The sequence below is a fragment of the Pseudomonas sp. P8_241 genome, from assembly GCF_034008315.1.
GTDB lineage: Bacteria > Pseudomonadota > Gammaproteobacteria > Pseudomonadales > Pseudomonadaceae > Aquipseudomonas.
The window spans coordinates 1,063,757-1,088,164 of sequence record NZ_CP125377.1; the positions used below are offsets into that span (position 1 = coordinate 1,063,757).

Genomic DNA, 24,408 nt, shown 5'->3' on the forward strand with positions numbered 1-24,408 from the left:
CTTTTTTCTTGTTTTGGTTCTCATTATCATCTAATAATAAATCCCATTACCGAATGAGCCTCGGATCGTGAGTTCTGCCTTGCACGAGCAGCCGTACCTTGAAAACTGGCGCTGGATGAGTCGCCAGATCCGTTGCGCGATGAACCCTGACGAGCCGCGCCTGATCGACCACTATCTGGCCGAAGGTCGGTATCTGGCCTGCTGCACGGCTACCTCACCGTGGATCGTCGCCGAAACTTCCTTCCGTTTGTTGCTTGATACCGCCGCCGATGTCGCGCTGCCGTGGCATTGGCGCACTTACTGTCTCGACCAGGCCTGGCGCCCACTGCGCGAACTCGAACGTCTCTCTTTGTGCAAATGCCGCCTCAAGCGTTGGCAAAGCTACACCTGGCAACTGGCGACCTGCGAGTTGCAGCCTTCGATTCCCCTAACTGAACTGGTGCAAGGATTTTCAGATGACCAAGACACGTAGTGAGCGCGACAGCATGGGCGAACTTCAAGTGCCGGAAGACGCCCTCTATGGCGCACAGACGCAACGTGCGGTGGATAACTTCCCGATCAGTGGCAAACCCATGCCCGTGCAGTTCATTCGCGCGCTGATCCTGGCCAAGGCTGCCGCCGCCCGGGCCAACGTCGAGCTCAGGCAGATCAGCGAGGCCCAGGGCAAGGCCATCGTCGATGCGGCCCAGGGTCTGCTCGAAGGCGATTTCATGCAGCATTTTCCGGTGGATATTTTCCAGACCGGCTCCGGCACCAGCTCCAACATGAACGCCAACGAAGTGATCGCCACGCTGGCCAGCCGAGTGCTCGGCGAGCCGGTAAACCCCAATGATCATGTCAATTGCGGCCAAAGCAGCAACGACATCATCCCGACCACGATTCACGTCAGTGCGGCGCTGGCGTTGCACGAACAGTTATTGCCGGCGCTGACGCACCTCGTACAGGTGATCGAGCGCAAGGCCGAGCAGGTTCATCACCACGTCAAAACCGGACGCACCCACCTGATGGACGCCATGCCGGTGCGCATGAGCCAGGTGCTCAATGGCTGGGCGCAACAGCTCAAGGCCAACATCGGTCATTTGCAAGGCTTGCAACCCGCGCTGCAATCCCTGGCACAGGGCGGGACAGCGGTGGGTACTGGCGTCAATGCGCATCCCGAGTTCGCCGCACGTTTCTGCCAGCAGCTTAGCCAGTTGACTCACGTTCAGTTCCAACCCGGCAAGGACTTGTTTGCGCTGATCGGCTCCCAGGACACCGCCGTCGCTGTCTCCGGCCAACTCAAGGCCTCTGCCGTGTCACTGATGAAAATCGCCAATGACCTGCGCTGGATGAACTCCGGTCCGTTGGCCGGTCTCGGCGAAATCGAACTGGAGGCCTTGCAGCCGGGCTCCTCGATCATGCCGGGCAAGGTCAACCCGGTGATTCCAGAGGCCACCGCTATGGTCGCGGCGCAGGTCATCGGTAACGACACGGTGATCACCATTGCTGGTCAGTCCGGCAACTTCGAACTCAACGTGATGTTGCCGATCATTGCCCAGAACCTGTTGAGCAGCATCGAGTTGCTGGCCACCTCAAGCCGTTTGTTGGGTGACAAGGCCATTGCCAGTTTCAAGGTCAACGAAGTCCGGATCAAGGAAGCACTGTCGCGCAACCCGATTCTGGTGACGGCACTCAATCCGATCATTGGTTATCAGAAGGCCGCCGAAATCGCCAAGAAGGCCTATCAGCAGAGTCGACCAGTCATTGATGTCGCGCTGGAGCACACCGACCTGTCACGCAGCCAGCTGGAAGAACTGCTCAACCCGGAAAAACTCACCGCTGGCGGCGTGTAAACGCCGCTACCGCTTTGGAGGCACACCTATGGAGCACTGGAAACGCACGATCGAAAGAGCCAATCGCTTTTTCATGCTGGGTGAACTGGTCGATGCCCGTGAGGCCTATCTGCAGGCATTGGCCCTGGCCCAGGTGTTGTTCGAGCGCTGGGCGAATGCCGATGAAGCGGTGGCGGCTTGCGTGATTTCCCATCACAACCTGGCGGACCTGCATTTGCGCCTGAACCAGCCGGAGGAAAGCGCCGAATACCTTTGCGCCATCCACCAGCGGCTGTTGCAGACCCTGCAGGATCCGCGTCTATCACCGGCACTGCGCGAAGCTGCGTCACGCCAGAGCAGCAAGACTTACGTCGAGCTGCTGAATTTTATCAGCGATCACGGCGAATACCCGCGCAGCCATCGATTACTGCATATCGATGCTGCGACGCCTGCGCCTCATCATCATGGAGTCCACTGAAATGGCTTTTACTCTGCCCGCCTTGCCGTACGCCTATGACGCCCTGGAACCGCACATCGATGCGCAGACCATGGAAATTCATTACACCAAACATCACCAGACCTACATCAACAACCTCAACGCCGCTGTTGAAGGGACCGAATTCGCCGAATGGCCGGTGGAGAAACTGGTGTCGGCGGTTCAGCAACTCCCGGAAAAGCTACGAGCGGCAGTGATCAACCAGGGCGGTGGACACGCCAACCATTCACTGTTTTGGGAAGTCATGGCACCCACCGGCGGCGGCAAACCCGAGGGTGAGCTGGCCAAGGCTATCGACGAGCAACTGGGCGGTCTGGACAATTTCAAAGACGTTTTCACCAAAGCTGCGTTGACCCGATTCGGCAGCGGCTGGGCGTGGTTGAGCGTGACCCCACAAAAGACCCTGATCGTGGAAAGCAGCGGCAACCAGGACAGTCCGCTGATGAACGGCAACACGCCAATACTGGGTCTGGATGTTTGGGAGCACGCCTATTACTTGCAATATCAGAACCGTCGCCCGGAATACATCAGTGCGTTTTACAACGTGATCAATTGGCCGGAAGTGGCTGCGCGGTATCAGGCCGCAATGGTTTAAGTCCTTAAAAAACAATTCAAGGCTGACTATGGGCACTGAAACACTGGCGATCGGAAGTGGACGATTATTTCGTTACGCGTTTGGATCGCTGCTTCTGCTGGCGGGCATGAGTTTGCTGGTTGCGCACGGGTTGGAATGGTTGGACCTTGCGCCGAAACTGTCACGAGCGCTGCAGGGCGGAGCGATCTGCGCCCTTGGAACCGCGCTTGGCGCGGTGCCGGTTCTGGTGATCCGCAGTATGGCGCAGGCACTCAGTGATACGTTGTTGGGATTCGGTGCCGGGGTCATGCTGGCGGCGACGGCGTTTTCGCTGATCGTGCCTGGCATTGCCGCGGCGGAACACCTCGGTATGAGCCCGTTTTCGGCCAGCGGCCTGATCTGTGTTGGCATCATGCTAGGTTCGTTTGGCCTGTTTCTGGTGGATCGCAAAGTGTCCGGGGCCTCGCCGGAAATGCTCATCGGTACCGTCGAACATCCGATCATTCCACCAAGGATCTGGCTGTTCGTGTTCGCGATCATTGCCCATAACATTCCCGAGGGCATGGCTGTGGGCGTTTCGGCCGGTGGCGGTATGGCGGATGCCGATAGTCTGGCGATGGGTATCGCCTTGCAAGATGTGCCGGAAGGGTTGGTTATCGCGCTGGTGTTGGCCGGGGCAGGGATGCCGCGGTTCAAGGCATTCCTGATTGGAGCAGCTTCAGGGTTGGTTGAGCCCGTGTTCGCGCTGCTATGCGCCTGGTTGGTGAGTTTGGCCGAGTTGTTGTTGCCATTGGGGTTGGCGCTGGCTGCGGGGGCGATGCTCTTGGTGGTGACCCACGAAATCATTCCCGAATCGCGCCGACACGGCCACGACAAGCTGGCCAGTCTTGGGTTGTTGATCGGTTTTTGTTTGATGATGGTGATGGATACCGCGTTGGCATAATAAGATCGCAGCCTGCGGCAGCACCTGCAGAGGCTGCGATCTTTTGAAGTTACTCGCCTTCGTCGAAGAAGTTGTTGATCAATGCGACCAGCGCATCCAGCGCTTCCTGTTCTTGCTCGCCTTGCGTGCTCAGATGAATTTTGGTGCCCTTGCCGGCAGCGAGCATCATCATGGCCATGATGCTTTTGCCATCAATGGTGGATTCTGGTGTGCGTCCTACCCTGATGGTGCAATCCTTGAATTGGCCGGCGACGCCAACGAACTTTGCGGAAGCGCGGGCATGCAAGCCCAGCTTGTTGATGATTTCGATTTCCAGAGCAGGCATCGCGATGTGAATCCCTTTAACTGAGGTCGCGGTGGCGGACCTGGACGTTCTTCAATGTTTGGTGCAGGGTTTTGCCCAGCCGCTCGGTCAGGTAGACGGAACGGTGGTGCCCGCCGGTGCAGCCGATCGCAATGGTGACATAGGCGCGGTTGCTGGCGGCAAAGCGAGGGAGCCACTTTAACAGGTATGTGGAAATGTCCTGGTACATCTCTTCGACGTCTGGCTGCGCCGCCAGATAATCGGCAACCGGCTGATCGAGTCCGGACAGTTCGCGCAGTTCCGGTTTCCAATAAGGATTGGGCAGGCAACGAACGTCGAACACCAGGTCAGCGTCTACCGGCATGCCACGCTTGAACCCAAAGGACTCCACCAGAAATGCCGTGCCGGGTTCCGGCTGGTTCAACAGGCGCAGCTTGATCGAGTCGCGCAATTGATACAGGTTCAGATTGGTGGTGTTTATTTTCAGGTCGGCGAGGTCGGCAATGGGGCCGAGCAGGACGCTTTCAACGTTGATCGCTTCGGCCAGCGAGCGATTGGCATTGCTCAGAGGGTGGCGCCGACGTGTTTCGGAAAAACGCTTGAGCAGTGTTTCTTCGTCGGCATCCAGGTACAGGACATCGCACTGGATATGCCGACTGCGAACTTCTTCGAGCAGTTCTGGAAAGCGTGTCAGGTGACTGGGCAGGTTGCGAGCGTCGATGGACACGGCAACCAGCGGTTGAGTCAGTTCGGTGTGGATAAGCGCGCGCTCGGCGAGCTCCGGCAACAACCCGGCGGGCAAGTTGTCGATGCAGTAGTACCCGTTGTCCTCGAGCACGGCGAGGGCGGTGCTTTTACCTGAGCCGGAGCGACCACTGACAATTATCAAGCGCATGATTAATGACCGTTTTGCTCGTCCAGGACGACCTGATACAAGGCTTCATTGCTCGCTGCGCTGCGCAGTTTTTCGCGCACTTCCTTGCGGTCGAGCATGCTGGCGATCTGTCGTAACAGCTCCAGGTGTGCGTCGGTAGCAGCTTCCGGGACCAACAGCACGAACAGCAGGTCAACCGGGGCGCCATCGATAGCGTCGAAGTCGATAGGCGCATCCAGATGCATCAGGGCACTGATGGGTGACACGCAGCCCTTCAGGCGACAATGAGGAATGGCGATGCCATTGCCAAACCCGGTGGAGCCGAGTTTTTCACGGGCAATCAATGCCTCGAAGACATCTTGCATCTCCAGAGCCGGCACTTCGCGGGCGATCAGATTGGCAATTTGTTCGAGGGCTTTCTTTTTACTGCCTCCCGGCACGTTCACCAGGGAACGGCCGGGGGTCAGGATACTTTCAAGTCGGATCATGGGTAGGGAGTGTTAACGACCGGTTGCGCCCTGGAGGAGGCTCTGGGTCTTTTCCTTATGTTTTTTGAGTTGTTTATCCAGCTTGTCGGTGAGTGCGTCGATCGCGGCATACATATCGGTATGTTCCGCGTTGGCGACCACTTCATTCCCGGGAATATGCAGCGTGGCTTCGATTTTCTGCTTCAGTTTTTCGACGGTCATCGTGACCTGCACATTAGTGATCTTGTCGAAATGTCGCTCCAATCGTTCGAGTTTTTCGCCGATGTAGGTGCGAAGAGGTTCGGTCACTTCCAGTTGGTGTCCACTGATGTTGACTTGCATACAGCTTCTCCTTCGTTGCCAGTGCATAAAGCGGCAGATCAGATGATCTGCCACTGGAACGCTGTGGCGTGGCTCTACATCAACCGCTTGCGTTCGCTCGAAGGCGCGATCCCGAGAGATTCGCGGTACTTGGCGACGGTGCGGCGAGCCACCTGAATGCCTTGTGCCTCCAGTAAACCAGCGATCTTGCTGTCACTCAACGGCTTTTTCTGATTTTCCGCGGCAACCAGTTTTTTGATGATCGCGCGGATCGCCGTAGACGAGCATTCGCCGCCTTCGGAGGTACTGACGTGGCTGGAGAAAAAGTATTTCAGTTCATAAATGCCGCGAGGGGTGTGCATGAACTTCTGGGTGGTTACCCGCGAAATCGTTGATTCGTGCATGCCCACCGCTTCGGCGATGTCATGCAAAACCAGTGGCTTCATGGCTTCATCGCCGTACTCCAGGAAGCCGCGCTGATGCTCGACGATCTGGGTGGCTACTTTCATCAGGGTTTCGTTGCGGCTTTGAAGGCTCTTGATGAACCAGCGGGCCTCCTGCAACTGATTACGCATGAAAGTGTTGTCGGCGCTGGTGTCGGCGCGGCGTACGAAGCCTGCATACTGGGCATTGACCCGAAGGCGTGGCACCGACTCCTGATTCAGTTCCACCAGCCAGCGCTCGTTGTCCTTGCGCACGATGACGTCAGGCACCACGTACTCGGCTTCGGTAGACTCGATCTGCGAGCCAGGGCGCGGGTTGAGACTCTGGACCAGTTCGATGACCTGGCGCAGTTCATCTTCCTTGAGCTTCATGCGACGCATCAGCTGGCTGTAATCGCGGCTGCCGAGCAAATCGATATAGTCGGTGACGAGACGTTTGGCTTCAACCAGCCAAGGTGTTTTGGCTGGCAACTGGCGCAATTGCAATAGCAGGCATTCACCCAGGTTGCGGGCGCCAATGCCGGACGGTTCGAATTGCTGAATGCGGTGCAGGACCGCTTCAATCTCGTCCAGCTCAATGTCCAGTTCCGGATCGAAGGCCTCAAGGATTTCCTCAAGGGTTTCGTCCAGGTAGCCCTGATTGTTGATGCAGTCGATCAAGGTGACAGCGATCAGTCGATCGGTGTCGGACATAGGTGCCAGGTTCAATTGCCACAGCAAATGGCTCTGCAGGCTTTCCCCGGCAGATGTACGGGTGGTGAAGTCCCATTCATCGTCATCGTTGCTGGGCAGGCTGCTGGCGCTTGTCTGGTAAACGTCTTCCCACGCGGTGTCGACGGGGAGTTCATTGGGAATGCGCTCGTTCCAGTCGCCTTCTTCGAGGTTATCTACCGTCGGAGCGCTTTCCTGATAGGAGGGTTCCTGGATGTCGGTGTTGGGCTTTTGTTCGATGTTGTCGGCCAACGGGTCGGCGTTATCGAAGTCGTCGCCTTCTTCCTGGCGTTCGAGCATCGGATTGGACTCCAGCGCCTCCTGGATTTCCTGTTGCAGGTCCAGGGTCGACAATTGGAGCAGGCGGATGGCCTGTTGCAGCTGCGGTGTCATCGTCAGCTGCTGGCCCATTCTCAAGACTAGCGATGGTTTCATGGCAGGGGCTTAACACCTTATTCGCCGGCGCACATGCGCCATCCACTACAGGGCGCCGGAGCGCCAAACTTAAGCAAGTTATATGCCTGAAATAGAGCGCTTTGCCTAGACCGCTGTAACAATAAAATACTATAAAGCTTCATCAGGCATGCGCGGCGTCCCGGCGAAAACCGAAATGCCTCTGCCCTTACAGGCGGAATTCATGCCCCAGGTACACTTCCTTGACGAGGTCGTTGGCAAGGATCGTCTCGGCATCACCTTCGGCAATCAATTGTCCGTCGTTGACGATATAGGCGGTTTCACAGATGTCCAGGGTTTCACGGACGTTGTGGTCGGTGATCAGCACGCCAATGCCCTTGGCCTTGAGGTGGTAAATGATCTGTTTGATGTCACCCACTGAAATCGGGTCCACGCCGGCGAATGGCTCGTCGAGCAAAATGAATTTCGGGTTGGTTGCCAGTGCCCGGGCGATTTCCACGCGGCGGCGCTCACCACCGGACAGGCTCATGCCGAGATTGTCGCGGATGTGACTGATGTGGAACTCCTGGAGCAGGCTTTCCAGTTCCTTGCGACGACCGGCCTTATCAAGCTCCTTGCGGGTCTCGAGAATAGCCATGATGTTGTCCGCTACCGAAAGTTTGCGGAAAATCGACGCTTCCTGCGGCAGATAGCCGATGCCGGCCTTCGCGCGACCATGCATTGGCTGATGGCTGACATCCAGGTCGTCGATCAGGACGCGGCCCTGATCGGCCTGAACCAGGCCTACGATCATGTAAAAACAGGTGGTCTTGCCGGCGCCATTCGGGCCAAGCAGGCCGACAATCTGGCCGCTGTCGATGGACAGGCTGACGTCACGCACGACCTGGCGACTCTTGTAGGCCTTGGCCAGATGCTGGGCTTTCAGAGTTGCCATTACTGGGCCTTCTGCTCGTCGGTTTTCTTCTTCGGCTGGATTACCATGTCGATCCGCGGGCGCGACTCGGTCACTTTGCTGCCTGTTGCGCGACCGGCGCTGGCGAGTTTCTTCTCGGTGTCGTAGACGATTTTCTCGCCTTGGGTGACGTTGTTGTCCTTGTCGATCACTTTGGCGCGGTCGATAAGGACTACTCGATTCTGCGAGGCGTGGTACTGGATGGTCACGCCGTAACCCTGAACCGGCTTGGTGTCGCCCGCTGTTTGCAACTGCTCGAAGTAGGCCAGGTTGCCAACCGAGGTCACCACGTCGATGTCGCCATTGGGGGTGCGGGTCATGGTCACTTTGTTGCCGGTGACCTTCATCGAGCCCTGGGTGATGATCACATCGCCCGTATAGGTCGCGATGCCGTTCTTGTCGTCCAGTTGGGCGTCGTCGGCCTGAATGCGAATAGGCTGTTGTTGATCGTCCGGCAGAGCCCAGGCGCTCACGCTTCCCAGTGCTGCGCCCAGACTGAGCAAAATAGGGAGGGTTTTAACGAGCCTCATACTGTCCTCTTACGTTCGATAGCAGGTGTATCCTGCTTTCTTTCAGGTACGCTTTCATTCCGTTGCCTGTCGATACACCACCAGCGCCGTCGATTCTAACGGGTTGATCGGTCTGCGCATATTGCTGCTGTGGAAACACAGTCATACGGGTGGTGGTGATCAGGGTTCTGCGATTTTTCTCATCGAAGCGCGTGATGCGTACCGAATCGATCAGTTCGACCTGCGTGCCGTCTGGATTGACTTCACCCTTTTCGCTCTGCACGTGCCACGGGAACTCGGTGCCGCGAAACATGTTCAGGTCGGGGTTTGTCAGCAACGTCACTTCGGTCGATTTCAGGTGTTCGACCTTGTCCGAGGTCATTTCGTATTGCAGTTTTCCGTCAGGTAAAAACTGCACGCTGTGGGCGTTGAGCGCGTAATAGTCAATCGCGCTTTCATCCACCTGCACAACCGGTTTGTCGAGGAAGCGCTCAGGGCTGATGTTCCAGTAGCCGACCGCGGCGAAAATCGCCGCGATGCAGCCGTATACCAGGAATTTGCGAAACTTTTTGCTCAGCATGACTTGGCTCACAGGTACGCGGCGTTGGCCGCATCGAGGCGGCCCTGGGCGCGCAGGATCAATTCGCAGAATTCGCGGGCGGCGCCTTCGCCACCACGGGCCAGGGTTATGCCATGGGCGTGTTCGCGCACAAAGCTGGCAGCATTGGCCACCGCCATGCCCAGGCCGACGCGGCGAATCACCGGCAGGTCCGGCAGATCGTCGCCGAGATAGGCGACCTGTTCATAGCTTAAGCCTAGCTGCTCCAGTAGACCGTCGAGAACGACCAGTTTGTCTTCGCGTCCCTGAAACAGGTGCGGGATGCCGAGGTTCTTCGCCCGACGCTCAACCACGGGGGTCTTGCGGCCGCTGATAATCGCGGTCTCGACGCCAGCGTTCATGAGCATTTTGATGCCTTGACCGTCGAGGGTGCTGAACGTCTTGAACTCACTGCCGTCTTCGAGGAAGTACAGGCGACCGTCAGTGAGAACGCCGTCGACGTCGAACACCGCCAGCTTGATCTGTTTGCCGCGTTGCAGCAGGTCCGTATTCATTACATTACTCCCGCACGCAACAAGTCGTGCATGTTCAAGGCGCCGACCGGGCGGTCTTCGTTATCGACCACGACCAGTGCGTTGATTTTGTGATCTTCCATGATTTTCAGCGCTTCGGCGGCGAGCATCTCGGCTCGGGCAGTCTTGCCGTGAGCTGTCATGACCTGGTCGATAGTAGCGGTGTGGATATCGATACTGCGGTCCAGTGTGCGGCGCAAGTCGCCGTCGGTGAAGATCCCGGCCAGTTTGCCATCGTTCTCCAGGATTACTGTCATGCCGAGGCCTTTCCGGGTCATTTCCATCAAGGCGTCCTTGAGCAGAGTGCCGCGCTGTACCTGCGGCAGCTCTTGGCCGGCGTGCATGACATTTTCAACTTTCAGCAACAGGCGTCGGCCAAGGGCGCCGCCGGGATGAGAAAAAGCGAAATCTTCGGCGGTAAAGCCACGGGCCTCCAGCAAGGCAACGGCCAGGGCGTCGCCCATCACCAGTGCTGCGGTGGTCGAGGAAGTAGGGGCCAGGTTCAGCGGGCAGGCTTCGTGCTCGACTCGAACGTTGAGATTGACTTCGGCGGCCTTGGCCAGTGGCGAGGCGGGGTTGCCGGTCATGCTGATCAGCTGGATGCCCAAGCGCTTGATCAGTGGCAGCAGGGTCACGATTTCATTGGTGGAGCCGGAGTTGGAAAGCGCCAGAATGATGTCGTCACGGGTGATCATGCCCATGTCGCCATGGCTGGCCTCGGCCGGATGGACAAAAAAAGCCGTGGTGCCGGTGCTCGCCAGGGTGGCGGCGATCTTGTTGCCGATGTGCCCGGACTTGCCCATGCCAACCACGACCACGCGGCCTTTGCTGGCCAGAATCATCTCGCAAGCGCGTACGAAATCTGCGTCGATATGGGGTAGCAGGCCTTGTACGGCTTCTACCTCGAGGCGGATGGTGCGTTGTGCCGATTGAATCAGGTCGCTGGATTGGCTCATGTCTGAAATCGTATAGCCCGATGAAAAGGCGGCGATTATAGCGGTTATGATCGAATCCCTCACGCTAGTTCGTTGCCCATTGTCACTCCTTGTTACTGAATCCCTCTAAATGAAGCCTTTTGCTTCACTTTGCGCGGAATATGGCCCGGCATTGGCCTTGGGCGCGCAGCCGTTGCAGTGATATAGTTCGCCGCCAGTTCGGCCTGCCCGGAAGGTATGTGCTTTCGTCAGAAAGTCAGGCGTCCGAGTGAGAGGCTGCATCGCAAGGAGTTTAGATGAGTGCCGATAACGCCTACGCGGTCGAGCTGAAGGGACTGACCTTCAAGCGCGGTGCGCGCAGCATTTTCAATAACGTCGATATCCGTATCCCGCGTGGCAAAGTCACCGGCATCATGGGGCCTTCCGGATGCGGCAAGACCACGTTGCTGCGCCTGATGGGTGCGCAATTGCGACCTACCGGGGGCGAAGTCTGGGTCAACGGGCAGAACCTGCCGAAGCTGTCGCGCAGTGATCTGTTCGATGCCCGCAAGCACATGGGCGTACTGTTCCAGAGTGGCGCGCTGTTCACCGATCTCGACGTGTTCGAGAACGTGGCCTTTCCGCTGCGCGTCCACACCGCTCTGCCGGAAGAAATGATCCGCGACATCGTCCTGCTCAAATTGCAGGCCGTGGGTCTGCGTGGCGCTATCGACCTGATGCCAGATGAATTGTCTGGCGGCATGAAGCGTCGTGTCGCGCTGGCGCGGGCGATCGCCCTCGATCCACAGATTCTCATGTACGACGAGCCCTTTGTCGGCCAGGACCCGATCGCCATGGGCGTATTGGTGCGCCTGATCCGCCTGCTCAACGATGCGCTGGGCATCACCAGTATCGTGGTTTCCCACGACCTCGCCGAGACCGCGAGCATTGCGGACTACATCTATGTAGTGGGTGACGGCCAGGTGTTGGGGCAGGGCACGCCTGACGAGTTGATGAATTCGGATGAGCCGCGCATTCGTCAGTTCATGACGGGTGATCCCGATGGTCCGGTTCCGTACCACTTTCCAGCGACGGATTACCGCGCAGATCTTCTGGGGAAGCGCTGATGCGCAGAATTTCATTGATAGAGCGCATACGCCGCTTCGGCCAGGCCGGTATCGACGTGCTGGCGGTATTTGGGCGCTCGGCACTGTTCCTGTTCCATGCCCTGTTGGGTCGTGGCGGTATCGGTGGCGGTTTCGGGTTGCTGGTCAAACAACTGCATTCGGTGGGCGTGATGTCCCTGGTGATCATCGTGGTCTCCGGCGTTTTCATCGGCATGGTGTTGGCGCTGCAAGGGTTCAACATCCTGTCGAGCTACGGATCCGAGCAGGCCGTCGGGCAAATGGTCGCACTGACGCTGCTGCGAGAGCTGGGACCTGTAGTGACCGCCTTGCTGTTCGCCGGGCGTGCCGGCTCGGCGCTGACGGCCGAAATCGGCAACATGAAGTCCACCGAACAGTTGTCCAGCCTGGAAATGATCGGGGTCGACCCGCTCAAGTACATCATCGCCCCGCGCCTGTGGGCCGGCTTCATTTCCCTGCCGGTGCTGGCCATGATTTTCAGCGTGGTGGGTATCTGGGGTGGTTCATGGGTGGCTGTCGATTGGCTGGGTGTCTACGAAGGTTCCTACTGGTCGAACATGCAGAACAGCGTGACCTTCGCTGACGATGTGCTTAACGGGATCATCAAAAGCATTGTCTTTGCCTTTGTCGTGACCTGGATTGCCGTATTCCAAGGGTATGACTGTGACCCCACTTCCGAGGGGATCAGCCGTGCCACCACCAAGACCGTTGTATATGCCTCTTTGGCAGTGCTCGGCCTGGACTTTATTCTGACTGCCTTGATGTTTGGAGATTTCTGATGCAAAACCGCACCCTGGAAATCGGTGTCGGCCTTTTCTTGCTGGCTGGCATCCTGGCGTTGCTGCTGTTGGCGTTGCGGGTCAGTGGACTGTCCCCGAGCCCGAGCACCGATACCTATAAACTTTACGCGTACTTTGACAATATCGCCGGTTTGACGGTCAGAGCCAAAGTGACCATGGCCGGTGTAACCATCGGCAAAGTTACCGCGATCGATCTGGATCGCGACAGTTTTACCGGTCGGGTGACCCTGGAGCTGGAAAAGCGCGTCGATAACCTGCCTGCTGATTCCACTGCCTCTATCCTGACCGCTGGTCTGTTGGGCGAGAAATACATCGGTATCAGCGTGGGCGGCGAAGACGCCCTGCTCAAGGACGGTGGAACCATCCACGACACCCAGTCGTCGCTGGTGCTCGAAGACCTGATTGGTAAATTCCTGCTCAATACCGTTAGCAAAGACGCCAAATGAGGAACTGTTAAATGATCTCTACCTTGCGACGTGGCCTGATGGTTTTACTGGCGGCGCTGCCGTTGGTGGCCAATGCCGTGGCGGCGCCTTCAGCGCATGAACTGGTACAGGACACTACCAACCGTTTGCTCGCCGATCTGGCGGCCAATAAAGAGAAGTACAAGCAGGATCCGCAGGATTTCTATGCTGCACTGGACAGCATTGTCGGGCCTGTCGTGGATGCCGAAGGTATTTCCAAGAGCATCATGACGGTCAAATACTCGCGCAAAGCCACACCTGCGCAAATGAAGACCTTTGAAGAAAACTTCAAAAAGGGTCTGTTCCAGTTCTATGGCAATGCCTTGCTGGAGTACAACAACCAGGGCATCGTCGTTGATCCTGCCAAGGACGAGTCGGGCGACCGCACCAGTGTCGGCATGACCGTCAAGGGCAGTAACGGCGCAATCTACCCGGTTTCCTACACGCTGGAAAAGATCAATGGCGAGTGGAAACTGCGTAACGTCATTATCAATGGCATCAACATTGGCAAGCTGTTTCGCGATCAATTCGCCGACGCAATGCAGCGCAATGGCAACGACCTGGACAAGACCATCAATGGTTGGGCCGGTGAAGTCGCCAAGGCCAAGGAATCCACCGAGAAGCAAACCCAATGAGTGAGTCGGCCGTCTTGATGGACGACGCCGGCGAGCTGCGGCTCAGTGGCGTGCTGGATTACCGCAGCGGCCCGGGTTTGCGCGAGCAGGGTCAGGCGCTGATCAAGGCCAGCAATGCAGCAGCGGTGGTGGTTGACTGTTCGGCGGTGACCAAATCCAGCAGCGTCGGTCTGTCATTGTTGCTGTGTTTCATGCGCGATGCCCAGGCGGCCGGCAAGGCCCTGAGCATCCGCGGGATGCCAGAAGACATGCGTGAAATCGCCCAGGTCAGTGAGCTGACCGAGCTGTTGACGCATCCCTAACCCGCATCGACAAAAAAGCCCCCCGTCAGAGTCCTGCTCCGCGGGGTTCGCAGGCGCGGGGCTTTTTTGTATGATGTCCGACCCGTGCGCACAGGGCGCCGATTGAGGTTGAGCATGCAGGCCGTAGAAGTGAAGAGCTTCCTTGAAGGAAAGCTGCCCGGAACGATAGTAGAAGTCGAGGGCGAAGGCTGCAATTTCCAGCTGAACGTGATTAGCGATGAACTGGCGGCGTTGAGCCCGGTGAAGCGTCAGCAGCAGATCTATGCCCATTTGAACCCGTGGATCACCGATGGCAGCATCCATGCGGTTACTATGAAATTTTTCAGCAGCGCGGCCTGGGCCGAGCGCACCTGAGCCCAAGGGCGTCGAGATTCTTATGGATAAATTGATTATTACTGGCGGTGCTCGTCTTGACGGCGAAATCCGCATCTCCGGGGCAAAGAACTCTGCCCTGCCGATCCTGGCGGCCACGCTGCTGTGCGACGGTCCCGTGACTGTTGCCAACCTGCCGCACCTGCACGACATCACCACCATGATCGAGTTGTTCGGTCGCATGGGGATCGAGCCGGTGATCGACGAGAAGCTGTCCGTCGAAATCGACCCGCGCACCATCAAGACCCTGATCGCTCCGTACGAACTGGTTAAAACCATGCGTGCGTCGATTCTGGTACTGGGTCCGATGGTCGCCCGTTTTGGCGAAGCCGAAGTCGCGCTGCCTGGCGGTTGCGCCATCGGTTCGCGTCCGGTTGACCTGCACATCCGAGGCCTGGAAGCCATGGGTGCGGTCATCGATGTCGAAGGCGGCTACATCAAGGCCAAGGCGCCTGAAGGCGGCCTGCGCGGTGCACACTTCTTCTTCGATACCGTCAGTGTGACCGGTACCGAAAACATCATGATGGCCGCTGCCTTGGCCAAGGGCCGTAGCGTCCTGGCCAACGCTGCGCGCGAGCCGGAAGTTGTCGATCTGGCAAACTTCCTGAACGCCATGGGCGCCAAGGTTTCCGGCGCCGGCACCGATACCATCACCATCGATGGCGTCGAGCGTTTGCACACCACCACTTACAAAGTGATGCCAGACCGTATCGAAACCGGTACCTACCTGGTGGCCGCTGCCGTGACCGGCGGCCGAGTGAAGGTCAAGGACACTGATCCGACGATTCTCGAAGCCGTGCTGGAAAAACTCCGCGAAGCCGGTGCCGAAATTACCTGTGGCGAAGACTGGATCGAGCTGAACATGCACGGCAAGCGGCCAAAAGCCGTCAACGTGCGGACCGCTCCATACCCGGCATTCCCGACTGACATGCAGGCGCAGTTCATCTCCCTCAACGCCATTGCCGAAGGTACGGGCGCTGTGATCGAGACGATCTTCGAAAACCGCTTCATGCACGTTTACGAACTGCATCGCATGGGTGCTCACATCCAGGTCGAAGGCAACACCGCCATTGTCACCGGTATCGAAAAACTCAAGGGCGCGCCAGTCATGGCCACCGACCTGCGTGCTTCGGCCAGTCTGGTGATTTCGGCACTGATCGCCGAAGGCGACACCCTGATCGATCGCATCTACCACATAGACCGTGGCTACGAGTGCATCGAAGAGAAACTGCAGATGCTGGGCGCCAAGATCCGCCGCGTTCCGGGCTAGTTTTTGCTGCGCGGGCACAAGGACGTGCCCAATGGATTTGTTGAAGGTCGAGCCGGTTTCCGGCTCGACGCGTGTCCGGCGCCGTTTGCGACCGGGCATAAGATTCCTGATTAAGGGCTGACGTTTCCCATGCTGACTATCGCACTGTCCAAGGGCCGCATCCTTGACGACACATTGCCGCTTCTGGCTGAAGCGGGCATTGTGCCGACCGAGAATCCGGACAAGAGCCGCAAGCTGATCATCCCCACGACCCAGGACGACGTCCGTCTGCTGATCGTGCGTGCTACCGATGTGCCGACCTACGTCGAGCACGGTGCCGCCGACCTTGGCGTCGCGGGTAAGGATGTGCTGATGGAATACGGCGGCCAGGGCCTGTACGAGCCGCTGGACCTGCAGATTGCCCAGTGCAAGCTGATGACCGCCGGTAAAGTCGGCGCCGTCGAGCCCAAGGGTCGTCTGCGCATCGCCACCAAGTTCGTCAACGTTGCCAAGCGCTACTACGCCGAGCAAGGTCGTCAGGTCGATATCATCAAGCTGTATGGCTCGATGGAACTGGCACCGCTGATCGGTCTGGCCGACAAGATCATCGACGTGGTCGACACCGGCAACACGCTGCGGGCCAACGGCCTGGAGCCACAGGATTTCATTGCCGCTATCAGCTCCCGGCTGATCGTCAACAAAGCTTCGATGAAGATGCAGCACGCCCGTATCCAGGCGTTGATCGACACCCTGCGCAAGGCAGTGGAGTCTCGACACCGCGGCTGATTCACCTGCGCGACCTTGAGTCGCGCCCGTCTATCCGCCTCATAGCCAGAATCTCAGGTGCCCAAGCGGAAACGACTGCTAAGTTAGGGCGCCTGAGTTTTTGCCATTCCTATGAGGCTCTCGCTATGACCGCACCGACTGCAATTCGCCGACTCAACGCTGCTGACCCGGATTTCGCGCATCATCTGGATCATCTGCTGAGCTGGGAAAGTGTGTCTGACGACTCGGTCAATCAGCGAGTGCTGGACATCATCAAGGCCGTGCGTGAGCGTGGCGACGCGGCACTGGTGGACTTCACCCGGCAGTTCGACGGGCTGGACGTGAAATCCATGGCCGACCTGATCCTGCCGCGTGAGCGTCTGGAACTGGCGCTTACCCGCATCTCCGTAGCTCAGCGTGAAGCTCTGGAAGTCGCCGCGGCTCGTGTACGCAGCTACCACGAAAAACAGAAGCAGGACTCCTGGAGCTACACCGAGGCCGACGGCACGGTGCTGGGCCAGAAAGTCACGCCGCTGGACCGCGCCGGCCTGTACGTACCAGGTGGCAAGGCATCGTACCCGTCGTCGGTGTTGATGAACGCGATTCCGGCCAAAGTCGCCGGCGTTACCGAAGTGGTCATGGTAGTGCCAACCCCGCGCGGTGAAATCAACGAACTGGTGCTGGCCGCGGCCTGCATCGCCGGCGTTGACCGCGTGTTCACCATCGGTGGCGCTCAAGCCGTTGCTGCATTGGCTTACGGCACCGAAAGCGTGCCGAAGGTCGATAAAGTGGTCGGCCCGGGCAACATTTATGTCGCCACCGCCAAGCGCCACGTGTTTGGCCAGGTCGGTATCGACATGATTGCCGGCCCGTCCGAAATCCTCGTGGTGTGCGACGGCCAGACTGATCCGGACTGGATCGCCATGGACCTGTTCTCCCAGGCCGAGCACGACGAAGACGCCCAGGCAATCCTGGTCAGCCCCGACGCCGAGTTCCTCGACAAGGTCGCTGCGAGCATCACCAAGCTGATGCCGACCATGGAGCGCGCCGCTATCATCGAGACCTCGATCAATGGGCGTGGGGCGCTGATCAAGGTGCGCGACATGGAGCAAGCCATCGAAGTCGCCAACCGCATCGCGCCGGAGCACCTCGAATTGTCTGTCGCCGATCCACAAGCCTGGCTGCCGCAGATCCGCCACGCCGGCGCCATCTTCATGGGCCGCCACACCTCTGAGGCGCTGGGCGATTACTGCGCCGGTCCCAACCACGTGCTGCCGACTTCCGGGACCGCGCGGTTCTCTTCACCCTTGGGTGTGTACGACTTCCAGAAGCGCTCGTCGATCATCTTCTGCTCCGAGCAGGGCGCCTCCGTTCTGGGCAAGACCGCGTCCGTACTGGCCCGTGGCGAGTCGCTGACCGCTCACGCCCGCAGCGCCGAATACCGCATCGCTGACGAACAAAAGGGAAACTGAACATGAGTAAATTCTGGAGTCCGTTCGTCAAGGATCTGGTGCCTTACGTACCGGGCGAGCAGCCGAAGCTGACCAAACTGGTAAAGCTCAATACCAACGAAAACCCGTACGGCCCATCGCCCAAAGCCTTGGTCGCGATGCAAGCCGAACTCAACGACAACCTGCGTCTGTACCCGGACCCGAACAGCGATGTGCTTAAGCAAGCCGTTGCCAGGTATTACGGCGTGCAAGGTAATCAGGTGTTCCTCGGTAATGGTTCCGACGAAGTCCTGGCGCACATTTTCCATGGTCTGCTGCAACACGATCAGCCGCTGCTGTTCCCGGACATCAGCTACAGCTTCTATCCGGTCTACTGCGGGTTGTACGGCATCAAGTTCGACGCGGTGCCGCTGGACGAGCGGTTCCAGATCAACCCGGCGGACTATGCCAAGCCGAACGGCGGGATCATTTTCCCCAACCCGAACGCACCGACCGGTTGCCTGTTGGCGCTGGAAGCGGTGGAGCAGATCCTCAAGGCCAGCCCGGATTCCGTGGTTGTGGTGGACGAGGCTTACATCGATTTCGGCGGTGAAACGGCAATCACCCTGGTAGACCGTTATCCGAATCTGCTGGTGACCCAGACGTTGTCCAAGTCCCGCTCCCTGGCTGGCCTGCGGGTTGGCCTGGCGGTCGGGCATCCGGACTTGATCGAAGCGCTGGAACGCATCAAGAACAGCTTCAACTCCTATCCGCTGGATCGTCTGGCGATTGTCGGAGCGGCTGCGGCGTTCGAGGATCGCGAGTATTTCGACAAGACCTGCCAGTTGGTCATCGACAGTCGCGAGAAGGTTATTGGGCAGTTGCAGGCGAAGGGTTTTGAAGTCCTGCCGTCGGCGGCGAACTTCATTTTTGCCCGTCACCCGCAGCACGATGCGGCAGGCCTGGCGGCGAAGTTGCGTGAGCAAGGTGTAATCGTTCGGCACTTCAAACAGGAACGGATCGCCCAGTTCTTGCGGATATCCATTGGCACGCCAGAGCAGAATCAGGCGTTGATCGATGGTTTAGGCGATCTCTAAAACACCGCTGCCCTCTGTAGGAGCGAGCTTGTTCGCGATGGTTTCTCAGACACAGTGATGTCGACTGATACACCTTCGCGAGCAAGCTCGCTCCTGCAAGGGCTCGTGCGGTTTGCTTAGTTTTCTTCCTTTTCCTTTTCCTTGACCGGAGCCGGCGGCGGACGCAAGCCTATTTCCGCGGTGAGCTTCAATTCCTTGCCGTTGCGCATTACCTGGATCGTGACTTTGTCGGTCGGTTTGATCCGTGCCACCTGGTTCATCGAGCGACGTCCGTCACCAGCCGGTTCGCCGTCGATGGCGAGAATCACGTCGCCCAGTTGCAGGCCGGCTTTTTGCGCCGGACCGTCGCGGAAGATCCCGGCGACCACAATGCCCGGACGCCCCGAGAGACCAAAGGATTCCGCCAGTTCCTGGCTCAGTGGCTGCACTTCAATACCCAGCCAGCCACGAATCACCTGACCGTGCTCGATGATCGACTTCATCACTTCCATGGCCAGTTTGACCGGGATGGCAAAGCCGATGCCCTGGGAGCCACCGGACTTGGAGAAAATCGCCGTGTTGATACCGGTCAGGTTGCCGTTGGCGTCGACCAATGCACCGCCGGAGTTGCCGGGGTTGATGGCGGCGTCCGTCTGGATGAAGTCTTCGTAATTGTTCAGGCCCAACTGATTGCGGCCGGTGGCGCTGATGATGCCCATGGTCACGGTCTGGCCTACGCCGAACGGGTTGCCGATGGCCAGCGCGACGTCGCCGATGCGGATGTTGTCGGAGCGTCCGACGGTGATCGAAGGCAGGGTCTTGAGGTCGATTTTCAGTACCGCGAGATCGGTTTCCGGGTCGCTGCCGATCACTCGGGCCAGGGTTTCACGCCCATCCTTGAGGGCCACCACGATCTGGTCGGCGCCGCTGGTCACGTGGTTGTTGGTCAGGATGTAGCCTTCCGGGCTCATGATCACGCCGGAGCCGAGGCTCGATTCCATGCGCTTCTGCTTGGGCGAGTTGTCGCCGAAGAAGCGCCGGAACTGTGGGTCCTCGAACAGCGGATGGTTGGGTTTGTTGATGACTTTGGTGGTGTACAGGTTCACCACGGACGGCGCGGCGATGGTCACCGCCTCCGCATAAGACACCGGGCCCTGCTGCATGCTGGTGGTCTGCGGGGCCTGTTGCAGGTTCACGTCGAGGCTGGGAAGCCCGACCCACTGCGGGTAACGCTGGATGATTAACAGAGCGACAAGCACGCCGGCCAACAGCGGCCAGCCGGAAAAACGCAGCGCCTTGAGCATTAAGCACGTCCTGAGAGAGTTGCAGGCGGTATGAGACCGCTCATAATGACGCGCATTATACGAGGCCACGCGTGCCTCTGAACGGGATATTTAGGAGTCTTTTATGGCCGTCGCCCTGAGCACCCTGGTCGAAGAAGCCGACCGTTACCTCGGCAGTTCGAAAATTGCCGATTACTGCCCCAACGGCCTGCAGGTCGAAGGGCGGCCGCAGGTGATGCGCATCGTCAGTGGCGTCACGGCCAGTCAGGCCTTGCTCGATGCCGCCGTCGAGGCCAATGCCGATCTGGTACTGGTCCACCACGGTTACTTCTGGAAGGGCGAAAACCCGTGCATCACCGGCATGAAACAGCGTCGCTTGAAGACCTTGCTCAAGCATGACATCAGCCTGCTGTCCTATCACTTGCCGCTGGATCTGCACCCGGATGTTGGCAATAACGTGCAGTTGGCACGTCAACTGGACATAACTGTCGAAGGCCCACTGGACCCCGACAACCTGAAAATTGTTGGCCTGGTCGGCTCGCTGAACGAACCGATGACCCCTCGCGATTTCGCCCGCCGTGTGCAGGAAGTCATGGGACGTGAGCCACTGTTGATTGAAGGCAGCAACATGATCCGTCGGGTCGGCTGGTGCACCGGCGGTGGGCAGGGCTATATCGATCAAGCGGTGTTGGCAGGCGTCGACCTGTACCTCAGCGGCGAGGCGTCGGAGCAAACCTTTCACAGCGCCCGGGAAAACGACATCAGCTTCATCGCTGCCGGTCACCATGCCACCGAACGCTATGGCATTCAGGCGCTGGGCGATTACCTGGCGCGGCGCTTCGCCCTTGAGCACATCTTCATCGATTGCCCGAATCCGATCTGACGGTGAACGCGACACTGTAGGAGCGAGCATGCTCGCGATGAACCTGAGAACAACACTGGGGGTCAGGTTTGCAGCGTTATCGTTGACGACCATCGCGAGCCTGCTCGCTCCTACAGAAGCTCCGTACCGCCCAAACGAGCGGGCATATTCATATGCTCTTTCGATCTAGTTGGCGTCCTGATTAGAAGAGGTCGCTGTGCTAGGATTCCCCGCTCGAACACGGCCCGCTGGCCGTTCATAAGAAAGATTTCGTGAGTAGCCATGGTCGACAAACTGACGCATCTGAAACAGCTGGAGGCGGAAAGCATCCACATCATCCGCGAGGTGGCCGCCGAGTTCGACAACCCGGTGATGCTGTACTCGATCGGTAAAGACTCCGCCGTGATGCTGCACCTGGCACGCAAGGCATTTTTCCCAGGCAAGCTGCCGTTTCCGGTAATGCACGTCGACACCCAGTGGAAATTCCAGGAGATGTACAGCTTCCGCGACAAGATGGTCGCCGAGCTGGGCCTGGACCTGATCACCCACGTTAACCCGGAAGGCGTTGCGCAGGGCATCAACCCGTTCACCCACGGCAGCGCCAAACACACCGACATCATGAAGACCGAAGGCCTGAAACAGGCTCTCGACAAATATGGTTTCGACGCAGCATTCGGCGGTGCCCGTCGCGATGAAGAGAAATCCCGTGCCAAAGAGCGCGTGTACTCGTTCCGCGACAGCAAGCACCGCTGGGACCCGAAAAATCAGCGGCCCGAGTTGTGGAACGTCTACAACGGAAAGGTCAACAAGGGCGAATCCATTCGTGTGTTCCCGTTGTCGAACTGGACCGAGCTGGACATCTGGCAGTACATCTATCTGGAAGGCATCCCGATCGTCCCGCTGTACTTCGCCGCTGAGCGTGAAGTCATCGAGAAGAACGGCACGCTGATCATGATCGACGACGAGCGCATCCTCGAACACCTGAGCGATGAAGACAAAGCCCGCATCGTCAAAAAGAAAGTGCGTTTCCGTACCCTTGGTTGCTACCCGTTGACGGGCGCGGTGGAGTCTGAGGCCGAAAGCCTCACGGACATCATTCAGGAAATGCTCCTGACGCGAACTTCCGAGCGCCAGGGCCGTGTCATCGACCACGATGGCGCCGGCTCCATGGAAGACAAAAAACGTCAGGGTTATTTCTAAGGGGTTGTCATGTCGCACGTATCTGATTTGATCAGCGAGGACATCCTCGCCTACCTGGGCCAGCACGAACGTAAAGAGCTGCTGCGCTTTCTGACCTGCGGTAACGTCGACGACGGCAAGAGCACCCTGATCGGGCGCTTGCTGCACGACTCCAAGATGATCTACGAAGATCACCTGGAAGCGATCACCCGCGACTCGAAAAAAGTCGGCACCACCGGCGAAGACATCGACTTGGCCTTGCTGGTCGACGGCCTGCAGGCCGAGCGTGAGCAAGGCATCACCATCGATGTCGCGTACCGCTATTTCTCCACCGCCAAGCGCAAATTCATCATCGCCGACACCCCCGGCCATGAGCAGTACACCCGCAACATGGCCACCGGTGCGTCCACCTGTGACCTGGCGATCATCCTGGTTGACGCCCGTTACGGCGTGCAGACCCAGACACGTCGCCACAGCTTCATCGCCTCGCTGCTGGGCATCAAGCACATCGTCGTGGCCATCAACAAGATGGACCTCAAGGACTTCGACCAGGGCGTGTTCGAGTCGATCAAGGCCGATTACCTGCAGTTTGCCGAAGGCTTGAAGATGAAGCCCACCACGATGCACTTCGTGCCGATGTCGGCCTTGAAGGGCGACAACGTGGTGAACAAGTCCGAGCGTTCGCCGTGGTACACCGGCCAGTCGCTGATGGAAATTCTCGAGACCGTGGAAGTGGCGGGCGATCGCAACTTCACCGACCTGCGTTTCCCGGTGCAGTACGTCAACCGTCCGAACCTGAATTTCCGCGGTTTCGCCGGCACCCTCGCCAGCGGCATCGTCAAGAAAGGCGACGAAGTGGTTGTGCTGCCGTCGGGCAAGAGCAGCCGCGTGAAATCCATCGTCACCTTCGAAGGTGAGCTGGAGCACGCAGGTCCTGGTCAGGCAGTCACGCTGACCATGGAAGACGAAATCGATATCTCCCGTGGCGACCTGTTGGTGCATGCCGACAACGTGCCGCCGGTGACCGACAGCTTCGAAGCGATGCTGGTGTGGATGGCTGAAGAGCCAATGCTGCCGGGCAAGAAATACGACATCAAACGCGCCACCAGTTACGTGCCGGGCTCCATCGCCAGCATCGTCAACAAGGTCGACGTCAACACGCTCGAAGAAGGCCCGGCCAGCGCGTTGCAGCTCAACGAAATCGGCAAGGTCAAGATCGCGCTCGATGCGCCGATTGCCCTCGACGGTTACGACAGCAACCGCACCACCGGCGCGTTCATCATCATCGACCGCTTGACCAACGGCACCGTTGGCGCGGGCATGATCGTCGCCCAGCCTTTGGCCCATGGCACCAGCACGCACCATGGCAAACTGGCTCACGTCGCCACCGAAGAACGCGCACAGCGCTTCGGTCAGCAACCGGCCACCGTGTTGTTCAGCGGCTTGTCGGGCGCGGGTAAAAGCACCCTGGCGTATGCGGTTGAACGCAAGCTGTTCGACCTGGGTCGTGCGGTGTTCGTGCTCGATGGCCAGAACCTGCGTCACGACCTGAACAAAGGTCTGCCACAGGATCGCGCCGGGCGTACCGAGAACTGGCGTCGTGCCGCGCATGTTGCGCGTCAGTTCAACGAAGCTGGTTTGCTGACCCTGGCAGCGTTCGTTGCGCCGAGTGCCGAAGGTCGTGAACAGGCGAGGGAACTGATCGGCAAGGAGCGTCTGCTGACGGTCTACGTCCAGGCCTCGCCAACCGTTTGCGCCGAGCGTGATCCACAAGGTCTGTACGCGGCAGCCGGGGATAACATCCCGGGCGAATCCTTCCCGTACGACGTGCCGCTGGATGCCGATCTGGTGATCGACACCCAGTCCGTGTCGCTGGAAGAAAGCGTCAAGCAAGTGCTGGATCTGCTGCGTGAGCGTGGTGCGATCTAAGCCTTAGCCGTCAATGAAAAACCCGCCGATGAGTGATCATCAGCGGGTTTTTT

At 58.7% G+C, this 24,408-nt stretch carries 29 protein-coding genes; 18 read left to right on the plus strand and 11 right to left on the minus strand.

Features of this window, described 5'->3' with window-relative positions; all coding sequences use genetic code 11:
- The first annotated feature begins 67 nt into the window (after positions 1–67).
- The 5 genes from QMK58_RS04655 to QMK58_RS04675 are packed head-to-tail and all read left to right on the plus strand — an operon-like array spanning position 68 to position 3,824.
- A complete protein-coding gene (locus tag QMK58_RS04655; protein WP_320395938.1) occupies positions 68–472 on the plus strand; it encodes a FagA protein in 405 nt (134 codons plus the stop codon).
- Complete coding sequence (locus tag QMK58_RS04660; protein WP_320395939.1) at positions 456–1,832, plus strand: class II fumarate hydratase; 1,377 nt, start codon at positions 456–458, stop codon at positions 1,830–1,832. The genes QMK58_RS04655 and QMK58_RS04660 overlap by 17 nt, the downstream gene beginning before the upstream one ends.
- Positions 1,833–1,860: 28 nt before the next feature.
- Positions 1,861–2,289 (plus strand): hypothetical protein, encoded by a 429-nt coding sequence (locus QMK58_RS04665; protein WP_053154577.1) that lies wholly within the window; start codon positions 1,861–1,863, stop codon positions 2,287–2,289.
- 1 nt (position 2,290) lies between these two features.
- Entirely contained in the window at positions 2,291–2,902 is a 612-nt protein-coding gene (locus tag QMK58_RS04670; RefSeq protein WP_053154580.1) for a superoxide dismutase, read from the plus strand.
- Positions 2,903–2,930: 28 nt separating this feature from the next.
- Positions 2,931–3,824 (plus strand): ZIP family metal transporter, encoded by an 894-nt coding sequence (locus QMK58_RS04675; RefSeq protein ID WP_320395940.1) that lies wholly within the window; start codon positions 2,931–2,933, stop codon positions 3,822–3,824.
- A 49-nt stretch (positions 3,825–3,873) separates the two neighbouring features.
- Here QMK58_RS04675 and QMK58_RS04680 read toward each other — a convergent pair whose 3' ends face one another.
- From QMK58_RS04680 to QMK58_RS04725, 10 genes are all read right to left on the minus strand, one after another.
- Entirely contained in the window at positions 3,874–4,149 is a 276-nt protein-coding gene (locus tag QMK58_RS04680; RefSeq protein WP_053154585.1) for an HPr family phosphocarrier protein, read from the minus strand.
- A gap of 16 nt (positions 4,150–4,165) precedes the next feature.
- A complete protein-coding gene (gene rapZ / locus QMK58_RS04685) occupies positions 4,166–5,023 on the minus strand; it encodes an RNase adapter RapZ (protein ID WP_053154588.1) in 858 nt (285 codons plus the stop codon).
- Between the two features lie 2 nt (positions 5,024–5,025).
- On the minus strand, positions 5,026–5,490 hold the full coding sequence (gene ptsN / locus QMK58_RS04690) for a PTS IIA-like nitrogen regulatory protein PtsN (protein ID WP_320395941.1): 465 nt from the start codon (positions 5,488–5,490) through the stop codon (positions 5,026–5,028).
- 12 nt (positions 5,491–5,502) lie between these two features.
- Positions 5,503–5,811 (minus strand): ribosome hibernation-promoting factor, HPF/YfiA family, encoded by a 309-nt coding sequence (gene hpf / locus QMK58_RS04695; RefSeq protein WP_007941242.1) that lies wholly within the window; start codon positions 5,809–5,811, stop codon positions 5,503–5,505.
- Positions 5,812–5,885: 74 nt separating this feature from the next.
- The gene (locus QMK58_RS04700; protein WP_053154593.1) at positions 5,886–7,379 is read right to left on the minus strand and encodes an RNA polymerase factor sigma-54; all 1,494 of its coding nucleotides are present in this window, start codon (positions 7,377–7,379) and stop codon (positions 5,886–5,888) included.
- A 187-nt stretch (positions 7,380–7,566) separates the two neighbouring features.
- Positions 7,567–8,292, minus strand: coding sequence for an LPS export ABC transporter ATP-binding protein (lptB, locus tag QMK58_RS04705; protein ID WP_053154596.1), 726 nt, complete (start codon positions 8,290–8,292; stop codon positions 7,567–7,569).
- On the minus strand, positions 8,292–8,840 hold the full coding sequence (gene lptA, locus QMK58_RS04710; RefSeq protein WP_034147097.1) for a lipopolysaccharide transport periplasmic protein LptA: 549 nt from the start codon (positions 8,838–8,840) through the stop codon (positions 8,292–8,294). The genes lptB and lptA overlap by 1 nt, the downstream gene beginning before the upstream one ends.
- The gene (gene lptC, locus QMK58_RS04715) at positions 8,827–9,399 is read right to left on the minus strand and encodes an LPS export ABC transporter periplasmic protein LptC (protein ID WP_053154597.1); all 573 of its coding nucleotides are present in this window, start codon (positions 9,397–9,399) and stop codon (positions 8,827–8,829) included. Before lptC ends, lptA begins: the two co-directional genes overlap by 14 nt.
- A gap of 8 nt (positions 9,400–9,407) precedes the next feature.
- On the minus strand, positions 9,408–9,932 hold the full coding sequence (locus QMK58_RS04720; protein WP_053154600.1) for a KdsC family phosphatase: 525 nt from the start codon (positions 9,930–9,932) through the stop codon (positions 9,408–9,410).
- Positions 9,932–10,906 (minus strand): KpsF/GutQ family sugar-phosphate isomerase, encoded by a 975-nt coding sequence (locus tag QMK58_RS04725; protein WP_053154602.1) that lies wholly within the window; start codon positions 10,904–10,906, stop codon positions 9,932–9,934. Before QMK58_RS04725 ends, QMK58_RS04720 begins: the two co-directional genes overlap by 1 nt.
- A 275-nt stretch (positions 10,907–11,181) precedes the next feature.
- On the opposite strand from QMK58_RS04725, the gene QMK58_RS04730 reads away from it, so the two are divergent.
- From QMK58_RS04730 to hisC, 10 genes are all read left to right on the plus strand, one after another.
- Positions 11,182–11,991, plus strand: coding sequence for an ATP-binding cassette domain-containing protein (locus QMK58_RS04730; protein ID WP_053154604.1), 810 nt, complete (start codon positions 11,182–11,184; stop codon positions 11,989–11,991).
- Positions 11,991–12,788: a lipid asymmetry maintenance ABC transporter permease subunit MlaE gene (gene mlaE, locus QMK58_RS04735; RefSeq protein WP_053154606.1), complete on the plus strand. Its 798-nt coding sequence runs from the start codon at positions 11,991–11,993 to the stop codon at positions 12,786–12,788. The genes QMK58_RS04730 and mlaE overlap by 1 nt, the downstream gene beginning before the upstream one ends.
- On the plus strand, positions 12,788–13,255 hold the full coding sequence (gene mlaD / locus QMK58_RS04740; RefSeq protein ID WP_053154608.1) for an outer membrane lipid asymmetry maintenance protein MlaD: 468 nt from the start codon (positions 12,788–12,790) through the stop codon (positions 13,253–13,255). The genes mlaE and mlaD overlap by 1 nt, the downstream gene beginning before the upstream one ends.
- A gap of 11 nt (positions 13,256–13,266) precedes the next feature.
- Complete coding sequence (locus QMK58_RS04745; protein ID WP_053154610.1) at positions 13,267–13,908, plus strand: phospholipid-binding protein MlaC; 642 nt, start codon at positions 13,267–13,269, stop codon at positions 13,906–13,908.
- Entirely contained in the window at positions 13,905–14,210 is a 306-nt protein-coding gene (locus QMK58_RS04750) for a lipid asymmetry maintenance protein MlaB (protein WP_053154612.1), read from the plus strand. The genes QMK58_RS04745 and QMK58_RS04750 overlap by 4 nt, the downstream gene beginning before the upstream one ends.
- Positions 14,211–14,324: 114 nt before the next feature.
- Positions 14,325–14,564: a BolA family protein gene (locus tag QMK58_RS04755; protein WP_053154615.1), complete on the plus strand. Its 240-nt coding sequence runs from the start codon at positions 14,325–14,327 to the stop codon at positions 14,562–14,564.
- Positions 14,565–14,586: 22 nt separating this feature from the next.
- Positions 14,587–15,852 carry a UDP-N-acetylglucosamine 1-carboxyvinyltransferase gene (gene murA / locus QMK58_RS04760; RefSeq protein WP_053154618.1) on the plus strand — a complete coding sequence of 422 codons (1,266 nt, stop codon included), beginning with the start codon at positions 14,587–14,589 and terminating at the stop codon, positions 15,850–15,852.
- A 129-nt stretch (positions 15,853–15,981) separates the two neighbouring features.
- Positions 15,982–16,617: an ATP phosphoribosyltransferase gene (gene hisG, locus QMK58_RS04765; RefSeq protein WP_007970278.1), complete on the plus strand. Its 636-nt coding sequence runs from the start codon at positions 15,982–15,984 to the stop codon at positions 16,615–16,617.
- Positions 16,618–16,742: 125 nt separating this feature from the next.
- The gene (hisD, locus tag QMK58_RS04770; protein ID WP_320395942.1) at positions 16,743–18,068 is read left to right on the plus strand and encodes a histidinol dehydrogenase; all 1,326 of its coding nucleotides are present in this window, start codon (positions 16,743–16,745) and stop codon (positions 18,066–18,068) included.
- A gap of 2 nt (positions 18,069–18,070) precedes the next feature.
- Complete coding sequence (hisC, locus tag QMK58_RS04775) at positions 18,071–19,123, plus strand: histidinol-phosphate transaminase (protein ID WP_053154623.1); 1,053 nt, start codon at positions 18,071–18,073, stop codon at positions 19,121–19,123.
- A 116-nt stretch (positions 19,124–19,239) separates the two neighbouring features.
- Here hisC and algW read toward each other — a convergent pair whose 3' ends face one another.
- On the minus strand, positions 19,240–20,406 hold the full coding sequence (gene algW / locus QMK58_RS04780; protein ID WP_053154626.1) for a Do family serine endopeptidase AlgW: 1,167 nt from the start codon (positions 20,404–20,406) through the stop codon (positions 19,240–19,242).
- A gap of 103 nt (positions 20,407–20,509) precedes the next feature.
- On the opposite strand from algW, the gene QMK58_RS04785 reads away from it, so the two are divergent.
- The 3 genes from QMK58_RS04785 to cysN all read left to right on the plus strand — a co-directional run bounded on the left by QMK58_RS04785 (position 20,510) and on the right by cysN (position 24,355).
- A complete protein-coding gene (locus QMK58_RS04785; RefSeq protein ID WP_053154628.1) occupies positions 20,510–21,268 on the plus strand; it encodes a Nif3-like dinuclear metal center hexameric protein in 759 nt (252 codons plus the stop codon).
- A gap of 261 nt (positions 21,269–21,529) precedes the next feature.
- Complete coding sequence (gene cysD / locus QMK58_RS04790) at positions 21,530–22,447, plus strand: sulfate adenylyltransferase subunit CysD (protein WP_053154630.1); 918 nt, start codon at positions 21,530–21,532, stop codon at positions 22,445–22,447.
- A gap of 9 nt (positions 22,448–22,456) precedes the next feature.
- The gene (gene cysN, locus QMK58_RS04795; RefSeq protein WP_053154632.1) at positions 22,457–24,355 is read left to right on the plus strand and encodes a sulfate adenylyltransferase subunit CysN; all 1,899 of its coding nucleotides are present in this window, start codon (positions 22,457–22,459) and stop codon (positions 24,353–24,355) included.
- Positions 24,356–24,408: the final 53 nt, after the last annotated feature.